This window comes from Streptomyces thermolilacinus SPC6 (assembly GCF_000478605.2).
Classification (GTDB): Bacteria; Actinomycetota; Actinomycetes; order Streptomycetales; family Streptomycetaceae; genus Streptomyces; species Streptomyces thermolilacinus.
Genome location: NZ_ASHX02000001.1, coordinates 1,747,649 through 1,765,146 on the forward strand (window position 1 = coordinate 1,747,649; position 17,498 = coordinate 1,765,146).

At 74.1% G+C, this 17,498-nt stretch carries 12 protein-coding genes; 6 read left to right on the plus strand and 6 right to left on the minus strand.

Annotated elements, in window-relative coordinates; translation table 11 throughout:
• Positions 1-14: 14 nt before the first annotated feature.
• Complete coding sequence (locus J116_RS07125; RefSeq protein ID WP_023586401.1) at positions 15-941, minus strand: proline dehydrogenase family protein; 927 nt, start codon at positions 939-941, stop codon at positions 15-17.
• 182 nt (positions 942-1,123) lie between these two features.
• Here J116_RS07125 and J116_RS07130 point away from each other — a divergent pair, with 182 nt between their 5' ends.
• The 6 genes from J116_RS07130 to J116_RS07155 all read left to right on the plus strand — a co-directional run bounded on the left by J116_RS07130 (position 1,124) and on the right by J116_RS07155 (position 8,699).
• The gene (locus J116_RS07130; RefSeq protein WP_023586402.1) at positions 1,124-2,437 is read left to right on the plus strand and encodes a PucR family transcriptional regulator; all 1,314 of its coding nucleotides are present in this window, start codon (positions 1,124-1,126) and stop codon (positions 2,435-2,437) included.
• A 96-nt stretch (positions 2,438-2,533) separates the two neighbouring features.
• A complete protein-coding gene (locus J116_RS07135) occupies positions 2,534-4,024 on the plus strand; it encodes an ABC transporter substrate-binding protein (protein ID WP_028963781.1) in 1,491 nt (496 codons plus the stop codon).
• Positions 4,021-5,763 (plus strand): ABC transporter permease subunit, encoded by a 1,743-nt coding sequence (locus tag J116_RS07140; RefSeq protein ID WP_023586404.1) that lies wholly within the window; start codon positions 4,021-4,023, stop codon positions 5,761-5,763. The genes J116_RS07135 and J116_RS07140 overlap by 4 nt, the downstream gene beginning before the upstream one ends.
• Positions 5,753-6,766 (plus strand): ABC transporter ATP-binding protein, encoded by a 1,014-nt coding sequence (locus J116_RS07145; RefSeq protein ID WP_023586405.1) that lies wholly within the window; start codon positions 5,753-5,755, stop codon positions 6,764-6,766. Before J116_RS07140 ends, J116_RS07145 begins: the two co-directional genes overlap by 11 nt.
• Positions 6,763-7,443, plus strand: coding sequence for an ATP-binding cassette domain-containing protein (locus J116_RS07150; RefSeq protein WP_023586406.1), 681 nt, complete (start codon positions 6,763-6,765; stop codon positions 7,441-7,443). Before J116_RS07145 ends, J116_RS07150 begins: the two co-directional genes overlap by 4 nt.
• Positions 7,440-8,699, plus strand: a complete 1,260-nt coding sequence (locus J116_RS07155) for an MFS transporter (RefSeq protein ID WP_023586407.1) — start codon at positions 7,440-7,442, stop codon at positions 8,697-8,699. Before J116_RS07150 ends, J116_RS07155 begins: the two co-directional genes overlap by 4 nt.
• A 155-nt stretch (positions 8,700-8,854) precedes the next feature.
• Here the strand turns inward: J116_RS07155 and serA are convergent, their stop codons facing one another.
• The 5 genes from serA to J116_RS07180 all read right to left on the minus strand — a co-directional run bounded on the left by serA (position 8,855) and on the right by J116_RS07180 (position 17,329).
• Complete coding sequence (serA, locus tag J116_RS07160) at positions 8,855-10,444, minus strand: phosphoglycerate dehydrogenase (RefSeq protein ID WP_023586408.1); 1,590 nt, start codon at positions 10,442-10,444, stop codon at positions 8,855-8,857.
• 270 nt (positions 10,445-10,714) lie between these two features.
• Positions 10,715-11,716, minus strand: a complete 1,002-nt coding sequence (gene ilvC, locus J116_RS07165; RefSeq protein WP_023586409.1) for a ketol-acid reductoisomerase — start codon at positions 11,714-11,716, stop codon at positions 10,715-10,717.
• An 84-nt stretch (positions 11,717-11,800) separates the two neighbouring features.
• On the minus strand, positions 11,801-12,325 hold the full coding sequence (ilvN, locus tag J116_RS07170; protein ID WP_023586410.1) for an acetolactate synthase small subunit: 525 nt from the start codon (positions 12,323-12,325) through the stop codon (positions 11,801-11,803).
• 22 nt (positions 12,326-12,347) lie between these two features.
• Entirely contained in the window at positions 12,348-14,201 is a 1,854-nt protein-coding gene (locus J116_RS07175) for an acetolactate synthase large subunit (protein WP_023586411.1), read from the minus strand.
• Between the two features lie 242 nt (positions 14,202-14,443).
• On the minus strand, positions 14,444-17,329 hold the full coding sequence (locus tag J116_RS07180) for a putative bifunctional diguanylate cyclase/phosphodiesterase (protein WP_023586412.1): 2,886 nt from the start codon (positions 17,327-17,329) through the stop codon (positions 14,444-14,446).
• Positions 17,330-17,498 lie beyond the last annotated feature (169 nt).

Consider the following 17,498-nt stretch of genomic DNA (forward strand, 5'->3'; position numbering starts at 1 on the left):
CGCTGGGCTCCGGATCAGTTCTTGGTGATCATCGAGCGGGCGAAGAACAGCAGGTTGGCCGGCTTCTCCGCGAGACGGCGCATGAAGTATCCGTACCAGTCGGTCCCGTACGCCGTGTAGACCCGCATGCGGTGGCCCTCGGCGGCGAGCCGCACGTGCTCGTCGCCGCGGATGCCGTACAGCATCTGGAACTCGTACTCATCCAGTTTGCGCCCGTGGCGGCGCGCGAGCTCCTGGGTGATCGCGATGAGCCGCGGATCGTGCGAGCCGATCATGGGGTAGCCCTCGCCCGCCATGAGGATCTTGAGGATGCGGACGTACGCCCGGTCGGTCTCCGCCTTGTCCTGGTACGCCACGGACGCGGGCTCCTTGTAGGCGCCCTTCACCAGGCGGACGCGGCTGCCGTTCGCGGCGAGGCGGCGGGCGTCCTCCTCGGTGCGGAAGAGGTACGCCTGGATGACGCAGCCGGTCATCGGGAAGTCCTTCCGCAGCTCCTCGTGGATGGCGAACATCGAGTCGAGGGTCGTGTGGTCCTCGGCGTCCAGCGTGACGGTGGTCCCGATCGCGGCGGCCGCCTCGACGACCGGGCGGACATTGGCGAGGGCCAGCTCGTGGCCGCCTTCCAGCGCCTGGCCGAACATCGACAGCTTGACGGACATCTCCGCCTTCTCGCCCAGGCCCAGCGGCTCCAGGCGGCGGATCAGCTCCAGGTAGGCGTCGCGGGCGGCGGTCGCCTGCTCCGGGGTGGTGATGTCCTCGCCGACGACGTCGAGGGTGACTTCCAAGCCCTTGTCGGTGAGGTCCGTGACGATGGGGATGACCTGGTCGACGGTCTCCCCGGGGATGAACCGGTCGACGACCGGCTTGGTCACCGGGGCCGCCGACACAATGCGGCGCATCTTGTCGCTGCGCGAAGCGGCGAGGATCACGGGACCCAGCACGGGGCACCTCCACGAACAGGGGTTGACACCAGGATGAAGCGGCCGGAATCCGACGTCACGGAAACGGCACGGAGAACCACCGTGAAACCTAAGGATCACCCCGCTCCCGGGCCATCGACAGCTGTCACGCATCCGTGCCGCCGATCTCAGACATCTGTCTGAAGGGGTGGGAGAATGTCCGGGTGAAGGGCGATTACCAAGAACTGGTGGACGAGATCTCGGCGCTCCTCGGCGCCCCCGCCACGCTGGAGAACCGGGATTTCGGACTGATCGCCTTCGGCGCGCACGACAGCGACGACGCCTCCGAGATGGACCCGGTCCGTACGCGTTCGATCCTCACCCGCAAGTCCACCCCGGCCGTCCGCGCCTGGTTCGAGGGGTTCGGCATCGCCCGCGCGACCGGCCCGGTGCGCATCCCGGCCGCCCCGGACGCGGGCGTGTACCGGGACCGGCTCTGCCTGCCCGTACGCCATCGGGGCGTCGTCCTCGGGTACGTGTGGCTGCTCGACACCTCCCCCGGACCGGCGCCCGAGCAGCTGGCGGCGGCGATGGAGGTGGCCACCCGGATCGGGGCGCTGCTCGCCGAGGAGGAGCGGGCGGGCGCCGACCTGTCGCGGGAGCTGCGGGCCGTGCTGACGGCGGAGCGGGAGTGGAGCTACGACCTGGCGCTGGCCACGCTGCGCTCGGCGCTCGGCCCGGACGCGGACGGGCTGCACGCCCTCGTGTGCGTGGCCCCGTGGCCGGGCGGCGACAGCCCCTCGGCCCGTACGGCTCCGGGGCTGGCCGCCCTCTGCACGACACCGTGGCCGGGCCCTGGCGCACCGGGCCCTGGCGCACCGGGGCCCGGCGCGGCGAGCGCGGGCGCTCCCGGCACGGCCACTCCCGGTACGGGCGCTGCCGGTACGGGCCGGTCGGGCAGGCGCGCGTCCGGCGCGGGCGGCCAGGGCCTGGGCGTCCGGGTGCCGGGCGGCCAGGTGCTGGGCGCGCTGGTCCGCCTCCGCTCCCCCGACGCCCTCGCCCCCGCGCTGACGGCCGGCGCCCGGCTGTGCGACGCGGCGGGCCCGGGTGCCGTCGCCGGGGTGGCCGCCCCGCGGCGCGGCCTGCCGGAGATGGGCGCCGCCTGGGCGGAGGCCACCTCGGCGGCGCGCGCGGCGCTGGCCCAGCCGCACCTGGGGCCGGTCGCGCCCTGGGCGTCCATCGGCCCGTACCGACTGCTCACCGCGCTCCCCCGGGCGGCGGCGGACGACCCGGTGGTACGGCCGCTGCTGGGCCGGGCGCACACCGAACTGGCCCGTACCGCCGAGGTGTTCCTCGACCACGCGGGCCAGGCGGGCCGCACGGCCGCGGCCCTGGGCATCCACCGGCAGACCCTGTACTACCGGCTCTCGCGCGTCGAGCAGCTCACCGGCCTCGACCTGGACAACGGCGAGGACCGGCTGCTGCTGCACATGTCCCTGAAGACCCACCGGCTGCACGGCGGCGGAGGAGCCGGGTAAGCGCTTCACCCCCAGTTATTGAAAATAATAATCATTATGTTAGCGTCCGGGCACCGCGATCCTCTCTGCCCGGAAGGGTGCTCTGCCGTGCGCCACCTGCCTGTCCGCCGTCTCCTCCCCGCCGCCGCGCTCGCCTCGGCCTCCCTCCTGCTCGCCGGGTGCTTCGCCGCGCCCGGCGACGGCGGCGACGGCAGCGCGGACGGGGGGAAGCGCGTACGGGTGGCGATGATGAACCCGCCCCGCTCCGGCCTCTCGCCGCTCTCCGACGACGCGTTCAAGCTGTCCCGCTGGTCGACCGCCGAGACGCTCGTCACCCTGGACGCGGCAGGCGACCCCCGCCCGGCCCTCGCCACCTCCTGGAAGCAGGACGGCACCCGCTGGACCTTCACCGTCCGCGACGGCGTCACCTTCCACGACGGCACCCAGTTCACCGCCCGGGACGCCGCCCGCTCCCTCACGCGGGCCGCGACCGCCTCCCCCAAGCCCCGCATCCTCGACGGCGTGGACCTCACCGCGACCGCCGCCGGGAAGACCCTCACCGTCACCACCGCCACCCCCGACCCGCTCCTCCCGCAGCGGCTCAGCTCCCCGCAGCTGTCGATCCTGTCGGCCGGGGCCTACCGGGGGAAGACGGTCGACCCGGTCGGCACCGGCACCGGCGCCTTCCGCCTCACCAAGGTGAACGGCGCCGCCTCCGCCTCCCTCGACCGGTACGACGGCTACTGGGGCGGCAGGGCCAAGGCCCCCGGCATCGACGTGACGTTCATCCCCGACGGCACCGCGCGCGCCGCCGCCCTGCGCACCGGGGAGGCCGACATCGTCGAGGCCGTCCCCGTCTCCCAGGCCGCCCTCCTCGACCCGGACCTCGTCACGGAGGTCCCCATGCCGCGCACCAACACCCTGTACCTGAACACCGCGAAGGGCCCGTTCAGGGACCCCGCGCTGCGGGCCGCCGCCCGCGAGGCCATCGACGCCGGGCCGGTCGTCAAGGGCGTGTACGAGGGCCGCGCCGACGTGGCCGAAGGGCTGCTCGGCCCCGCCGTCACCTGGGCGGACGACCTGCGGACGCCCCGCCGCCCGGCCCGCGCCGCCGAACCGCGCGGCGCCACGATCACCATCGGCACGTTCACCGACCGCGCCGAACTGCCCGAGGTCGCGCAGACCCTCCAGCAGCAGCTGCGGAAGGCCGGTTTCGACGTGCGCCTGGAGGTGCGCGAGTACGCCGCCATCGAAGCGGACGCGCTGGCCGGGGCGTTCGACGCGTTCCTGCTCTCCCGCGCGACCGTCCTCGACTCCGGCGACCCCGCCGCGTACCTGTACAGCGACTTCGCCTCGCGCGGCTCCTTCAACCTCTCCCAGCTCACCGACCCCGCCGTCGACGCGGCGCTCGACAAGGCCGCCGCAGCCCCGTCCGGCGACGCGCGCCGCCGGGCGATCATGGCCGCGGAGGCCGCCGTCCTCGCCACCGACGCCGCCGTGCCGCTCCTCCACGAGCGGGTGATCCAGGGCGACGCCGCCGACGTGGCGGGCGCCGCCCACGACCCGCGCGAGCGGCTGCTGGTCACGCCCGGCACCCACGTCAAGTGACCGCCCCCGCCTCCGGGTTCCGCGCCGGGGCCGCCCGGACCCTCGCTCTCGCCGCCGTCGTGGCCGCAGTCGGCCTGCTGCCCTGGTACTCGGGGCGCGACCCCGCCCTGACCGTCCTGCGCGCCCGGTCCGCCGAACAGGAGCCCACCGCCGAGGCGCTCGCCGCCGTCCGCGTCGGCCTCGGCCTGGACGCGGGCCCCGCCGCGCTCCTCGCCGACTGGGTGTCCGGGCTGGCGCGCGGCGACCTCGGCACCTCGTGGGTGTCCGGCGCCGACGTCCTGCCGGCCGTCACGGCGGGCCTGCGGGTGTCGCTCGGCCTCATGGGCGCCGCGCTCACCGTGGCGCTGGCCGTCGCCGCCGCCCTCGTCGCACCCGTGCTGGTGCGCGGCAGGGGCACGTCCGGGGCGGTCGCCGCGATGCTCGCCGCCGTACCGGAGTTCCTCCTCGCCACCGTCGCCCTGGTCGTCGGAGCGGTGTGGCTCGGCTGGTTCCCGGCGGCGGGCTGGCAGGGCCCCGCCCACCTGGTGCTGCCCGCCGTGTCGCTCGGCGTCCCGGCGGGCGGGCTGCTGGGCAGGCTCGCCGCCGACGCGCTGCCCGCCGCCCTCGACGAACGGTGGGCCGAGCTGTGGCGCGCCGCCGGGGTGACCCGGGCGCGGATCGCGGGCGCCGCCCTGCGGCGCGTCCTGCCGCCGCTCGTCCCGCAGGCCGGTCTGGTCGTCGTGGGCCTGACGGGCGGGGCGGTCGCCGTCGAGACGGTCTTCGCCGTGCCGGGCATCGGGCGTACGGCGCTGGGCGCGGCCCGGTCGCAGGACCTGCCGCTGCTCCAGGGCTCCGTGCTGGCCCTGCTGCTGCTCGGCCTCGCGGTGGGCGGCGCCTGCGCGCTCGTACGGCACCGGCTGCTCGGGCCCGGACTGCGCGACGCGGGGCTGACGCTGCCCGCGCCGCGCCCGCCGCGCGCCGGGCCCGCCCTGCCGCTGGCCCTGGCCGCCGTGCTGTTCGGGGTGACCGGCTGGGGCCTGCTGCGCGACCCGTACGTCCTGGACACCGCCGCCCGGCTCGCCCCGCCGTCGTACGCCCACCCGCTGGGGACGGACGGCCTCGGCAGGGACGTGCTGGCCCGCCTCGGGCACGGCGCGGCGGCGACCGTCGGCACGGCCGCCCTCGTCTGCGCGGCGAGCCTGCTGCTCGCCCTGCTGCTGGGGTTCGCGCCGCGCGCCGCCTCGGGCGTGTCCGACATCGCCAACGCGCTGCCGCCCGTGATCGCTGGAATCCTGGTCGCGGCGGCGTACGGGCCCGGCACCGGCGGGGCCGCCCTCGCCGTCGCGCTCGTGTCCTGGCCACCGCTCGCCGCGCACGCCGCCGCCCTCGTGCAGGAGGTTCGCGCGTCCGGGTTCCTGCTGGCACAGCGGGCGATCGGCGCGGGACCGGTGTGGGTGCTCACCCGGCACGTCCTGCCGTCCGTGGCGGGCCCCGTCGCCCGCCACGCCCTGCTGCGCCTGCCCGGTACCGCCCTGGCGCTGGCGTCACTCGGCTTCCTCGGCCTGGGCGCCCAGCCGCCCGCGCCCGAATGGGGGCTGCTCCTCGACGAGTCGCGCGCGTACGTGGAGCGGGCCCCCTGGGCGGCCCTCGCTCCCGCCGCCGCCCTGGCCGTGCTCGCCGCGCTCGCCGTGTCCGCCGCCGCGTACGGCGCCTCGGCCCGGACCACCCGCTCCCGGAAGGCCCCCGCCCGTGTCCGCTGAGGAACCCCTGCTGTCCGTCCGCGACCTGCGGATCTCCTTCGACGGGGCCGATGCCGTGCGCGGCCTGTCGTTCGACGTGCGCGCCGGTGAGGTGCTGGCCCTGGCCGGGGAGTCCGGCGCGGGCAAGTCCCTCACCGCGCGGGCGCTGCTCGGCCTGGTGCCGCGCGAGGCCCGGGTGCGGGGCACCGTCCGGCTGCGCGGCGGGACGGAACTGGTCGGCGCCCCCCGGCGTACGCTCGCCGCGCTGTGGGGCCGCCGCGTCGCCCTCGTCCCGCAGGACGCGCTGTCCGCCCTGTCCCCCGTCCACCCGGTCGGCGACCAGGTCGCCGCCGTCCTGCGGTCCCTGCACGGCGTCTCCCGCCGGGAGGCCCGTGACCGCGCCGGGACGGCACTGGACCGGGTCGGCATCCCCGCGGCGCGCCGTGACGCGTACCCGCACGAGCTGTCCGGCGGCATGCGGCAGCGCGCCGTCATCGCCCTGGCGACGGCCGGGGACCCGGACCTCGTGGTCGCCGACGAGCCCACCACCGCCCTCGACCCGGACCTGCGCGACCAGGTGCTCAGCGTGCTGGCCGAGCGGCGCGCGGCGACCGGCGGGGCGCTCGTCCTCGTCACGCACGACCTGGAGGCGGTCCGCGATCACGCCGACCGCGTCCTCGTCCTGTACGCGGGCCGGCACGCCGAGACGGGCCCCGCCGCGTCCGTCCTCGGCCGCCCCCGCGCCCCGTACACGGCCGGGCTGCTCGCCTCGCTGCCGCCCGCCGTCCCGGTGCCCGGGCGCGGCAGGCGGCTGCCCGCGATCGGCGGCACCCCGCCCGCCCCGGGTGAGCCCGCCGCCGGGTGCGCGTTCGCGCCGCGCTGTCCCCTGGCGGAGGACCGCTGCCGTGCCGAGGTGCCCGCGCCCCGGCCGGTGGGCGACCCGGCGGACGGCCGGGACGTCTCCTGCCACCGCGCGGCCGAACTGCCCCACGCCCTGGGCGAACTGTTCCTGGAGGCGGCGTGAGCGCCCTGCTGGAGGTACGCGACCTCGTCGTCCGGTACGGGACGAGGGTCGCCGTGGACGGGGTGTCGTTCGAGGTGCGCGCCGGTGAGACCCTGGCGCTGGTCGGCCCGTCCGGCTGCGGCAAGTCGTCCACCGCCGCGGCGGCGCTGCTGCTGCGCCGCCCCGACGGCGGCGAGGTGCGGTTCGAGGGGCGCGAGCTGACCGGGCTGCCGGAGCGTGCGCTGCGGGCGCTGCGCCCCGCCATGCAGCCGGTGTTCCAGGACCCGTACGGCTCGCTGAGCCCCCGGCAGCGGGTCCGCGACGCGGTCGCCGAGCCGCTGCGCGTACAGGGCCGCTGGGACCCGGTGAGCGGACCGGCGCGGGTGGCCGAACTGCTGGCGATGGTGGGCCTCGACGCCGCGCACGGCGAGCGGCGGCCGCACGAACTGTCGGGCGGCCAGTGCCAGCGCGCCGGTATCGCCCGCGCCCTGGCGAGCGAGCCCCGGCTGCTGGTCCTCGACGAGCCCGTGTCCGCCCTCGACCCGAGCGTCCGGGCGGGTGTGCTGAACCTGCTGGCCGGGCTCCAGGAGTCCCTGGGCCTGGGATATCTGTTCATCAGCCACGACCGGGCGCTCGTACGGCACTTCGCCGACCGTACGGCCGAGATGCGGGCCGGCCGGCTCGTGCGGGTCTCATGAGCCCGCTCGCCAGGCTCCTGGTCGCCAGCCAGTTCGCCTTCAACACGGGCTTCTTCGCCGTGCTGCCGTACCTGGCCGGTCACCTCGGCGGCACGCTCGGTCTCGGCGGCTGGCTGGTGGGGCTCGTGCTGGGCCTGCGGACCTTCAGCCAGCAGGGGCTGTTCGTGGTGGGCGGCGCGCTGACCGACCGGTTCGGGCCTCGCCCGGTGGTGCTGGCCGGGTGCGCGCTGCGGGTGGCGGGCTTCGCGTGGCTCGCGTGGGCGGAGGCGGTGTGGGCGGTGATCGCGGCGGTGGTCCTCGTCGGCTTCGCCGCCGCCCTGTTCTCTCCCGCCGTCGAGTCGGAGGCGGCACGGGAGGCGGTACGGCTGGAGGCCGCCGCGGGGCTGCCGCGCACCCGGCTCCTAGCCCGGTTCTCCGCGGCGGGCCAGGCCGGGGCGCTGCTGGGCCCGGCGCTGGGCGCGGTGCTGCTGGCGGGCGACTTCCGGCTGGCGTGCGGGGCCGGGGCGGGGGTGTTCCTGCTGGTGCTGGCCGGGCACGCGCGGCTCATGCCGGGCCGGGCGGGCGGGGACCCCACCGGCCGGGCGCGGGCGGGCGCGGGGCGCACGGCGGCGGAGCTGGGCCGGGTGCTGCGCCACCGGCCGTTCCTCGCGCTGACGGCCGCGTACGCCGCGTACCTGCTGGCGTACAACCAGCTGTACCTGGCGCTGCCCGCCGAGCTGGACCGGGCGACGGGTTCGCAGGCGGCGCTGGGGTGGCTGTTCGCCCTGTCGTCCGCACTGGTGGTGGCCGGGCAGCTGCCGCTGGAGCGGTGGGCGGCGCGGCGACTGTCCTGGGCCGCGTCCCTGCGGGTGGGGCTGGTCGTGGTCGCGGGGGCGTTCGCGGCGGGCGGAGCGCTGCGGGGCGCGGGCGGGCCGTGGTCGCCTGTCGTGTTCGTGGTGCTGCTGTCGGTCGGCCAGATGCTGGTCTCCCCCGCCGTACGGGCGTGGCTGCCGGACCTGGTGGACGCGCGGCGGCTGGGGCTGTACACCGGGGCGATGTCGTCGCTGGCGGGCCTGGTGGTGCTGGTGGGCGGCGCCCCGGCGGGCGCCCTGGCGGGGACGGCGTGGTACTGGCCGGCCCTGGCGGTGCTCGCGCTGCTGGGCGTGGCGGCGGTGCCCCGCGCGGCGGCCTCGGGCCGGGGCGGCGCGGACCGGAGCCGTACCGGCGCGGGCGGCACGGCGACCGCCCGTACGAACCGGGACGCGGGCACGCGCTGACCGGCGCGGGCGGCGTGTACGGAAGCCGTATGGCGCCCCGGAACCGGGCGCGCTGACCGGCGCGGAGTCCCGCCCGACGCGCGCCGCCCCCGCGCCGCGGACACGCGGGCGGGGGCGGCGACGGGCGGCGCGGGGCCGTCAGGCCAGGTGGGCCGTCAGGTGAGGTTGACCGAGCGGACGGAGGTGGCGCCCACCTCGGCGGCCAGCTCCACGAGGACCGGCTGCGGAACCGAGTCGTCCACGGTGAGGACCGCGACGGCCTCGCCGCCCTCCTCGGCGCGGGAGACCTGCATGCCCGCGATGTTCAGACCGGCCTCGCCGAGGATGCGGCCGACCGTGCCGACGACACCCGGGCGGTCCTCGTAGCGCAGGACGACCATGTGGTCGGCGAGCGCGAGGTCCACGTCGAAGTCGCCGACGGCGACGAGCTTCTGGAGGTGCTTGGGACCGACCAGCGTGCCGGACACGGCGACCTCCTCACCGCTGCCGAGCGTGCCCCGGACGGTGATGACGTTGCGGTGGTCGGGCGACTCGCTGCTCGTGGTGAGCCGCACCTCGACGCCGCGCTCCTGCGCGAACAGCGGGGCGTTGACGTACGACACGGTCTCGTCGACCACGTCCTCGAAGACGCCCTTCAGCGCGGACAGCTCCAGGACCTTCACGTCGTGCTGGGTGATCTCGCCGTACACCTCCACGTCGAGGCGGACCGCGACCTCGCCCGCCAGCGCCGTGAAGATCCGGCCCAGGCGCTCGGCGAGCGGCAGGCCCGGCTTGACGTCCTCCGCGATGACGCCGCCCTGGACGTTGACCGCGTCCGGGACCAGCTCACCGGCGAGCGCCAGGCGCACCGAGCGGGCGACGGCGATACCGGCCTTCTCCTGCGCCTCGTCCGTGGACGCGCCGAGGTGCGGGGTGCAGACGACCTGGTCGAACTGGAACAGCGGCGAGTCGGTGCACGGCTCCTTGGCGTACACGTCGAGGCCGGCGCCCGCGACGCGGCCCTCCTTCAGCGCCGAGTACAGCGCCTCCTCGTCCACGATGCCGCCGCGCGCGGCGTTGACGATGCGGACGGTCGGCTTGACCTTGTGCAGCGCGTCGTCGCCGATGAGGCCGATCGTCTCGGGCGTCTTCGGCAGGTGGACGGTGATGAAGTCGGAGACCTCCAGCAGCTCGTCCAGGGTCAGCAGCTTGACGCCCATCTGCGCGGCCCGGGCCGGCTGCACGTAGGGGTCGTAGGCGACGACCTTCATGCCGAACGCGGACATGCGCTGGGCGACCAGGACGCCGATGCGGCCGAGGCCGACGACGCCGAGGGTCTTCTCGCTCAGCTCCACGCCGGTGTACTTGCTGCGCTTCCACTCGCCGTTCTTCAGCGCCGTGTTGGCCTGCGGGATGTTGCGGGCCGTGGCGACGAGGAGGCCGCAGGCGAGCTCGGCGGCGGTGACGATGTTGGACGTCGGGGCGTTGACGACCATCACGCCGGCCTTGGTGGCGGCGGATACGTCCACGTTGTCCAGGCCCACACCGGCGCGGGCGACGACCTTCAGCCGCTTCGCCGCGGCGATGGCCTCGGAGTCCACCTTGGTGGCGGAGCGGATCAGGATCGCGTCCACGTCGGCGATGGCGGGAAGCAGTTCGTCGCGGTTCGCGCCGTTGCAGTGCCGGATCTCGAAGTCCGGGCCGAGGGCGTCAACGGTGGCGGGCGACAGCTCTTCAGCGATGAGTACGACGGGTTTCGAGCTCACGTGAGGTCCTCACAAGTCCAGTGCGGACGGCCGTCCCGACGGCCGCAGGCGGTGGAGGGGGGCTTGCCGCGTGGAAGACGCACGACGCTGTGGGCCTGACGCGTATTGCTGGCCAGTGTAGTGGCGGCCGGGGCCGGTTTCTGCGCCTCGGTGGAAGGATCACCCACACGAGGCTGGACGCCGTGGACAAGCCTTCGACGGGCGGGTTCGGGGCTGGCGGGCGTACGGCCGCGGGGCCGGGCGCGTCGCCCGGCCCCGCGGCCGTGAGGCTCACGCCTCGTCGTTGTCGACCCAGCTCATGAGCTTGCGCAGCTCCTTGCCGGTGGTCTCCAGCAGGTGCTCCGAGTCCTGCGACTTGTACTCGTTGTACTTCTTCAGGCCGCCGTGGTACTCGTCCATCCAGTTCTTGGCGAACGTGCCGTCCTGGATCTCGCCGAGGACCTTCTTCATCTCGGCCTTGGTGGCGTCCGTGATGATGCGCGGGCCCGTGACGTAGTCGCCCCACTCGGCGGTCTCGGAGACCGACCAGCGCATCTTCTCCAGGCCGCCCTCGTACATGAGGTCCACGATCAGCTTCAGCTCGTGGAGGCACTCGAAGTAGGCGATCTCCGGCTGGTACCCGGCCTCGACCAGGGTCTCGAAGCCCGCCTTCACCAGCGCGGAGGCGCCGCCGCAGAGCACGGCCTGCTCACCGAACAGGTCGGTCTCGGTCTCCTCGGTGAAGGTCGTCTTGATGACGCCCGCGCGGGTGCCGCCGATGGCCTTGGCGTACGAGAGGGCGAGCGCGAAGGCGTTGCCGGTGGCTTCCTGCTCGACGGCGGCGATCGCCGGGACGCCGCGGCCCTCCTCGTACTGGCGGCGGACCAGGTGGCCCGGGCCCTTGGGGGCGACGAGCGCCACGTCCACACCGGCCGGGGGCTTGATGAAGCCGAAGCGGACGTTGAAGCCGTGGGCGAAGAACAGCGCGTCGCCGTCCTTGAGGTTGTCCTTGATGGAGTCCTCGTAGACCTGGGCCTGGATCGGGTCCGGGATGAGGATCATGATCAGGTCGGCCTCGGCGGCGGCCTCCGCCGGGGTGACGACGCGCAGGCCCTGCTCCTCGGCCTTCGCCTTGGACTTGGAGCCCTCGTGCAGACCGACGCGGACATCGACACCGGAGTCGCGGAGCGACAGCGCGTGGGCGTGGCCCTGGCTGCCGTAACCGATCACCGCGACCTTGCGGCCCTGGATGATGGACAGGTCGGCGTCGTCGTCGTAGAACAGCTCGGCCACTGGGTTTCTCCTTGGGTTTTCTTGTGGTGCGTCCCACCGTACGGCGGGGAGGGAAGAGGGCGTCGGGGGGTCTCGGTACGCGGACTACGCCGAGCGGTCGAGTGCGCGCAGCGACCGGTCCGTGATGGACCGGGCACCACGCCCTATGGCGATCGTGCCGGACTGGACGAGCTCCTTGATGCCGAACTGCTCCAGCATCTTCAGCATCGCCTCGAGCTTGTCACTCGATCCGGTGGCCTCGATCGTCACGGCCTCGGGCGAGACGTCGACGGTCTTGGCGCGGAACAGCTGGACGATCTCGACGATCTGGGAGCGGGTCTCGTTGTCGGCGCGGACCTTCACCAGGACGAGCTCGCGCTGGATCGCGGCGCTGGGCTCGAGTTCGACGATCTTCAGGACGTTGACCAGCTTGTTGAGCTGCTTGGTCACCTGCTCCAGCGGCAGGTCCTCGACATTGACCACGATGGTGATGCGGGAGATGTCGGGGTGCTCGGTGACGCCGACGGCGAGCGAGTCGATGTTGAAGCCGCGGCGGGAGAAGAGGGCGGCGATCCGGGCCAGGATGCCGGGGGTGTTCTCCACCAGGACGGAGAGCGTGTGCTTGGACATGGTTGGTGGACTCAGCTCTCTCTCAGTCGTCTTCGCTGTCGCCGAAGTCGGGGCGGACGCCGCGGGCGGCCATGACCTCGTCGTTGGAGGTGCCGGCGGCGACCATGGGCCACACCTGGGCGTCCTCGTGGACGATGAAGTCGATGACGACGGGGCGGTCGTTGATGGCGTTGGCCTCGGCGATGACCTTGTCCAGGTCCTCGGGGCGCTCGCAGCGCAGGGCGACGCAGCCCATCGCCTCGGACAGCTTCACGAAGTCCGGGACGCGGGTCCCGGCGCTGGGCTCCTTGCCGGACGCGTCCGGTCCGGAGTGCAGGACCGTGTTGGAGTAGCGCTGGTTGTAGAAGAGCGTCTGCCACTGGCGGACCATGCCGAGGGCGCCGTTGTTGATGATGGCGACCTTGATCGGGATGTTGTTCAGCGCGCAGGTGACCAGTTCCTGGTTGGTCATCTGGAAGCAGCCGTCGCCGTCGATGGCCCAGACGGTGCGGTCCGGGGCGCCGGCCTTGGCGCCCATGGCGGCCGGGACGGCGTAGCCCATGGTTCCGGCGCCGCCGGAGTTGAGCCAGGTGGCGGGCTGGTCGTAGTCGATGAAGTGGGCGGCCCACATCTGGTGCTGGCCGACCCCGGCGGCGAAGATCGTGCCCTCGGGGGCCAGTTGGCCGATGCGCTGGATGACCTGCTGCGGGGCGAGGCTGCCGTCCTCGGGCTGGTCGTAGCCGAGGGGGTACGTCTCGCGCCAGCGGTTGAGGTCCTTCCACCAGGCGCTGTAGTCGCCCGTGTGACCGGCGGTGTGCTCGGCCTGGACGGCCTGGACCAGGTCGGCGATGACCTCGCGGGCGTCGCCGACGATCGGCACGTCGGCGGCGCGGTTCTTGCCGATCTCGGCCGGGTCGATGTCGGCGTGGACGACCTTGGCGTACGGGGCGAAGCTGTCCAGCTTGCCGGTGACGCGGTCGTCGAAGCGGGCGCCCAGCGCGACGATCAGGTCGGCCTTCTGGAGGGCGGTGACGGCGGTGACCGAGCCGTGCATGCCGGGCATGCCGACGTGCAGCGGGTGGGTGTCGGGGAAGGCGCCCAGCGCCATCAGGGTGGTGGTGACCGGGGCGCCGGTCAGCTCGGCGAGGACCTTCAGCTCGGCCGTGGCACCGGCCTTGAGGACGCCACCGCCGACGTACAGGACGGGGCGCTTGGCCGAGGTGATCAGCTTGGCGGCCTCGCGGATCTGCTTGGCGTGCGGCTTGGTCACCGGGCGGTAGCCGGGCAGGTCCGTCTGCGGGGGCCAGCTGAAGGTGGTCCTCGCCTGGAGGGCGTCCTTGGCGATGTCCACGAGGACGGGGCCGGGGCGGCCCGTGGAGGCGATGTGGAAGGCCTCCGCGATGGTCCTCGGGATCTCCTCGGCCTTGGTGACCAGGAAGTTGTGCTTGGTGATCGGCATGGTGATGCCGCAGATGTCGGCTTCCTGGAAGGCGTCGGTGCCGATGGCCTTGGAGGCGACCTGGCCGGTGATCGCGACCAGCGGCACGGAGTCCATGTGGGCGTCGGCGATCGGGGTGACCAGGTTGGTGGCGCCGGGGCCGGAGGTGGCCATGCAGACGCCGACCCTGCCGGTGGCCTGGGCATAGCCGGTCGCGGCGTGCCCGGCGCCCTGCTCGTGGCGCACCAGGATGTGACGGACCCGGGTGGAGTCCATCATCGGGTCGTAGGCGGGCAGGATGGCGCCGCCGGGGATGCCGAATACCGTCTCGGCCCCGACTTCCTCGAGCGAGCGGATCAGGGACTGGGCGCCCGTGACGTACTCAACGGTGGCGGAGGGCTGTCCGCCGGAACGGGGCCGTGGCTGCGGGTGGTGGGCCCCGGTGGCCTGCTCGGTCATCGACTGTCTCTTCTCGAAGCTGAGGGTTTGACGAGAGTTTTTCGGCGGGTCTGTCGGTGTCTGTCAGCGTGTGTCGCGACGCCCCGGTGCAACAAAAAACCCCTCGTGCCGTGAGGCAAGCGAGGGGAGCGCGCCGGTGGGGGTCCGCAGGGCCATGGTGGACCTGCTCAGCCGACGCGCTTTCCAAGTACGAGAATTCGGGTGCGCATGGCACTGACCCTCCCCCCGGCGCACTGTCAGTGTCAAGTGGGTGGGACGCGCGTCTCATTATGTGAGCGCATCAAGGGAAGTGAACGGGACGGCAGCACCTGGGCGGGGACCGCGCCGCCGGTGAGGACGGGCAGGGGGACCTTGCCGGGGACGGGGTAGGCGTCGCGCGCCAGGGCGCGGCGGAGCCGGTGCTCGTCCAGCGGTCCGGAGAAGGCCATGCCCTGGGCGTGGGTGCAGCCCATGGCGCACAGGACGCGGACCTGTTCGGGGACGTCGACGCCTTCGGCGACGGACTGGAGGCCGAGGTCGCCGGCGATCCTGAGGAGCCCGCTGGTGATCTTGTGGAGCCTGGCGGACTCGACCACGCCCTCCACCAGGCCGCGGTCCAGTTTCAGTATGTCCACGGGGAGCCTGCGGAGCGCGTTGATCGCGGCGTATCCGCTGCCGAATCCGTCGAGGGCGATACGGACGCCGAGACGGCGCAGGGCGACGAGGCGCTGCTCCAGCTCGTCGAAGGAGAGGCGCGGGTCGCTGTCGGCGAGCTCCACGACGAGGGCTCCGGCGGGCAGGCCGTGCCGGGTGAGCAGCGCCTCGACCGTGCCGAGCGGTACGGACCGGTCGAGGAGGCGGCGGGCCGGCACGCGGACGGACACGGGCGTGCGATGCCCGTGCCGGTGCCGTTCGGCAGCCTGGACGATGGCCTCCTCCAGCATCCAGCGGCCGAGCTCGGCGGAGCGCTCCCCCGCGTCGTCGGTGACGCGCAGGAACTCGGCGGGGGTGAACAGGATGCCCTGGGCGGAGCGCCAGCGGGCCTGTGCGGCCACGGCGGCGACCTGCCCGGTGGCCAGCTCCACGACGGGCTGGTGGAGGAGGGCGAACTCGCCGTCGTGCAGGGCCGTGCGCAGGCGCGAGGCCAGCTCCGTGCGGCGGACGACCTCGGCCTGCATCTGCGGGGCGTACAGCTCGACGCGGTTCTTGCCGCCGGCCTTGGCGCGGTACATGGCGAGGTCGGCGTTGCGCAGCAGCTCGCCCGCGGTCATGCCGGGCTCGGCGAAGGCGACGCCGATGGACGCGGCGACACGGACCTCGGTGCCTTCGACCTCGTACGGCTGGGAGAGGGTGAGGCGGAGCCGGTCGGCGATCTCGTGGACCTGGAACTCGCGGGCGGCGGGGTCCTGTCCCGCGTCCCCGGCGATGAGCGCGGCGAACTCGTCGCCGCCGAGCCGGGCGGCGGTGTCCCCGGACCGCACGGACTCCTGGAGGCGGCGGGCGGCCTGGATGAGCAGCTCGTCGCCGGCCTGGTGGCCGAGGCGGTCGTTGACGCCCTTGAAGCCGTCGAGGTCGATGAAGAGCACGGCGGTGCCGGAGTCGCCGGAGCGGCGGCCGCCGAGGGCCTGGCGGACCCTCCGGGTGAACAGCGCGCGGTTGGGCAGGTCGGTGAGCGGGTCGTGCTCGGCGTTGTGCTGGAGCTGGGCCTGGAGGCGGACCCGTTCGGTGACGTCGCGGCTGTTGAAGATCAGGCCGCCCTCGTGGCGGTTGACCGTGGACTCGACGTTGAGCCATTCGCCCGCGCCGGACCGGAAGCGGCACTCGATGCGGGTGGTCGGCTCCTCGGAGGGCGGCGCGGCGAGGAACCTGCGCACCTCGTGGACGACGCCGCCGAGGTCGTCGGGGTGGATGAGCGCGGACAGCTCCGTGCCCATCAGCTCCTCGGCGTCCCGCCCGTACACGCCGGACGCGGCGGGGCTGACGTAGCGCAGGACGCCGTCGGGGTCGGCGATCATGATGACGTCGCTGGAGCTCTGGACCAGGGACCTGAAGTGGTTCTCCTTCTGGGCCAGTTCCTGGGCGAGCGCGATGTTCTCGAGCAGCATGATGCCCTGCCGGACGACCAGGGCGAGCACGACCGTGCAGCCGGTGAGGACGACGAACCGGTCCACGCGGCGGCCTTCGACGAAGAAGTACAGGATGCTGAGGGTGCAGACCCCGGCCGCGAGGTACGGCGTGAGCGCGGCGAGCGATCCGGCGATGCGGCGGCGGGGGTGCCGCTGCGGGCGCTGGGCGCGTCGGCCGCGCTCGGGGGGAGGCTGCAGGGGGGTCCTGCGCGCGCCCCAGGGGGCGTACGCGAGGAGCAGGGAACCGGCGAACCAGCCGGCGTCGAGGAGCTGCCCGGAACGGTAGGTGTCGCGCAGCATCGGGGAGGTGAACAGGGCGTCGCACAGCACCGTGAGGGCGAGGGCGGCGATGGCGGTGTTGACCGCCGAGCGGTTGCCCTTGGAGCGGCGGAAGTGCAGGGCGAGGACCATGCTCACGAGGACGATGTCGAGCAGCGGGTAGGCCAGTGAGAGGGCCGCGTGGGCGACGCTCTCGCCGTCGAAGCGGGCCGTGTGCGCCAGGGCGAGGCTCCACGAGAGCGTGAGCAGCGATCCGGCGATGAGCCAGGAGTCCAGCGCGAGGCAGACCCATTCGGCGCGGTTGACGGGGCGCTTGGCGAGGACGAGCAGTCCGACGATGGCCGGTGGGGCGAACAGCAGGAAGAACAGGTCGGCGAGCGACGGGTGGGGCACGGGCCGGTCGAGCACCACCTCGTACCACCCCCAGACGGCGTTGCCGCAGGCGGCCATCGCGGAGGAGAGCGCGAACAGCAGCCAGGCCGGGCGGAACGGGCTGCCGTGGGCGCGGCCGTAGCGGAAGCAGGAGACGGCGGCGACCAGGGCGGCGGCGCTCAGGCCGAAGTCGCCCATGATCAGCGCCAGTCGCTCGGAGCCCCAGCCGAGCAGCGCCCCCGTGGCGTACCCGCCGCACAGGAGCGCGAGGAGCAGCTGCGCGCGGGTGCCTCCCGCGCCGCCGCCGGGCGGCTCGCAGGGCGCGCCGTCGGCCAGCGGGCCGCGGTCGATGACGAGGCCGGGGGCGCTCATCGCAAGGCTCCCGTCCGGAGGGTCTCCGTCCGGAAAGGTTCGGTCGGGAGGGGTCCGGCTGGGAAGGTCCGGTCGCCCCGCCGCTTCGGATCGTCGCTGTATCGACCGCGCATCGCCCGTCGCCCCCCTCGGATTCTGATCGGCAATCACGTCGGCATCACGTCTTCCC

Bases quoted from the DNA above. Each gene is read 5' to 3' on its own strand.
- J116_RS07155 (WP_023586407.1), top strand. From the start codon at position 7,440: ATGAGCCCGCTCGCCAGGCTCCTGGTCGCCAGCCAGTTCGCCTTCAAC.
- ilvN (WP_023586410.1), bottom strand. From the start codon at position 12,325: ATGTCCAAGCACACGCTCTCCGTCCTGGTGGAGAACACCCCCGGCATC.
- J116_RS07175 (WP_023586411.1), bottom strand. From the start codon at position 14,201: ATGACCGAGCAGGCCACCGGGGCCCACCACCCGCAGCCACGGCCCCGT.
- J116_RS07180 (WP_023586412.1), bottom strand. From the start codon at position 17,329: ATGAGCGCCCCCGGCCTCGTCATCGACCGCGGCCCGCTGGCCGACGGC.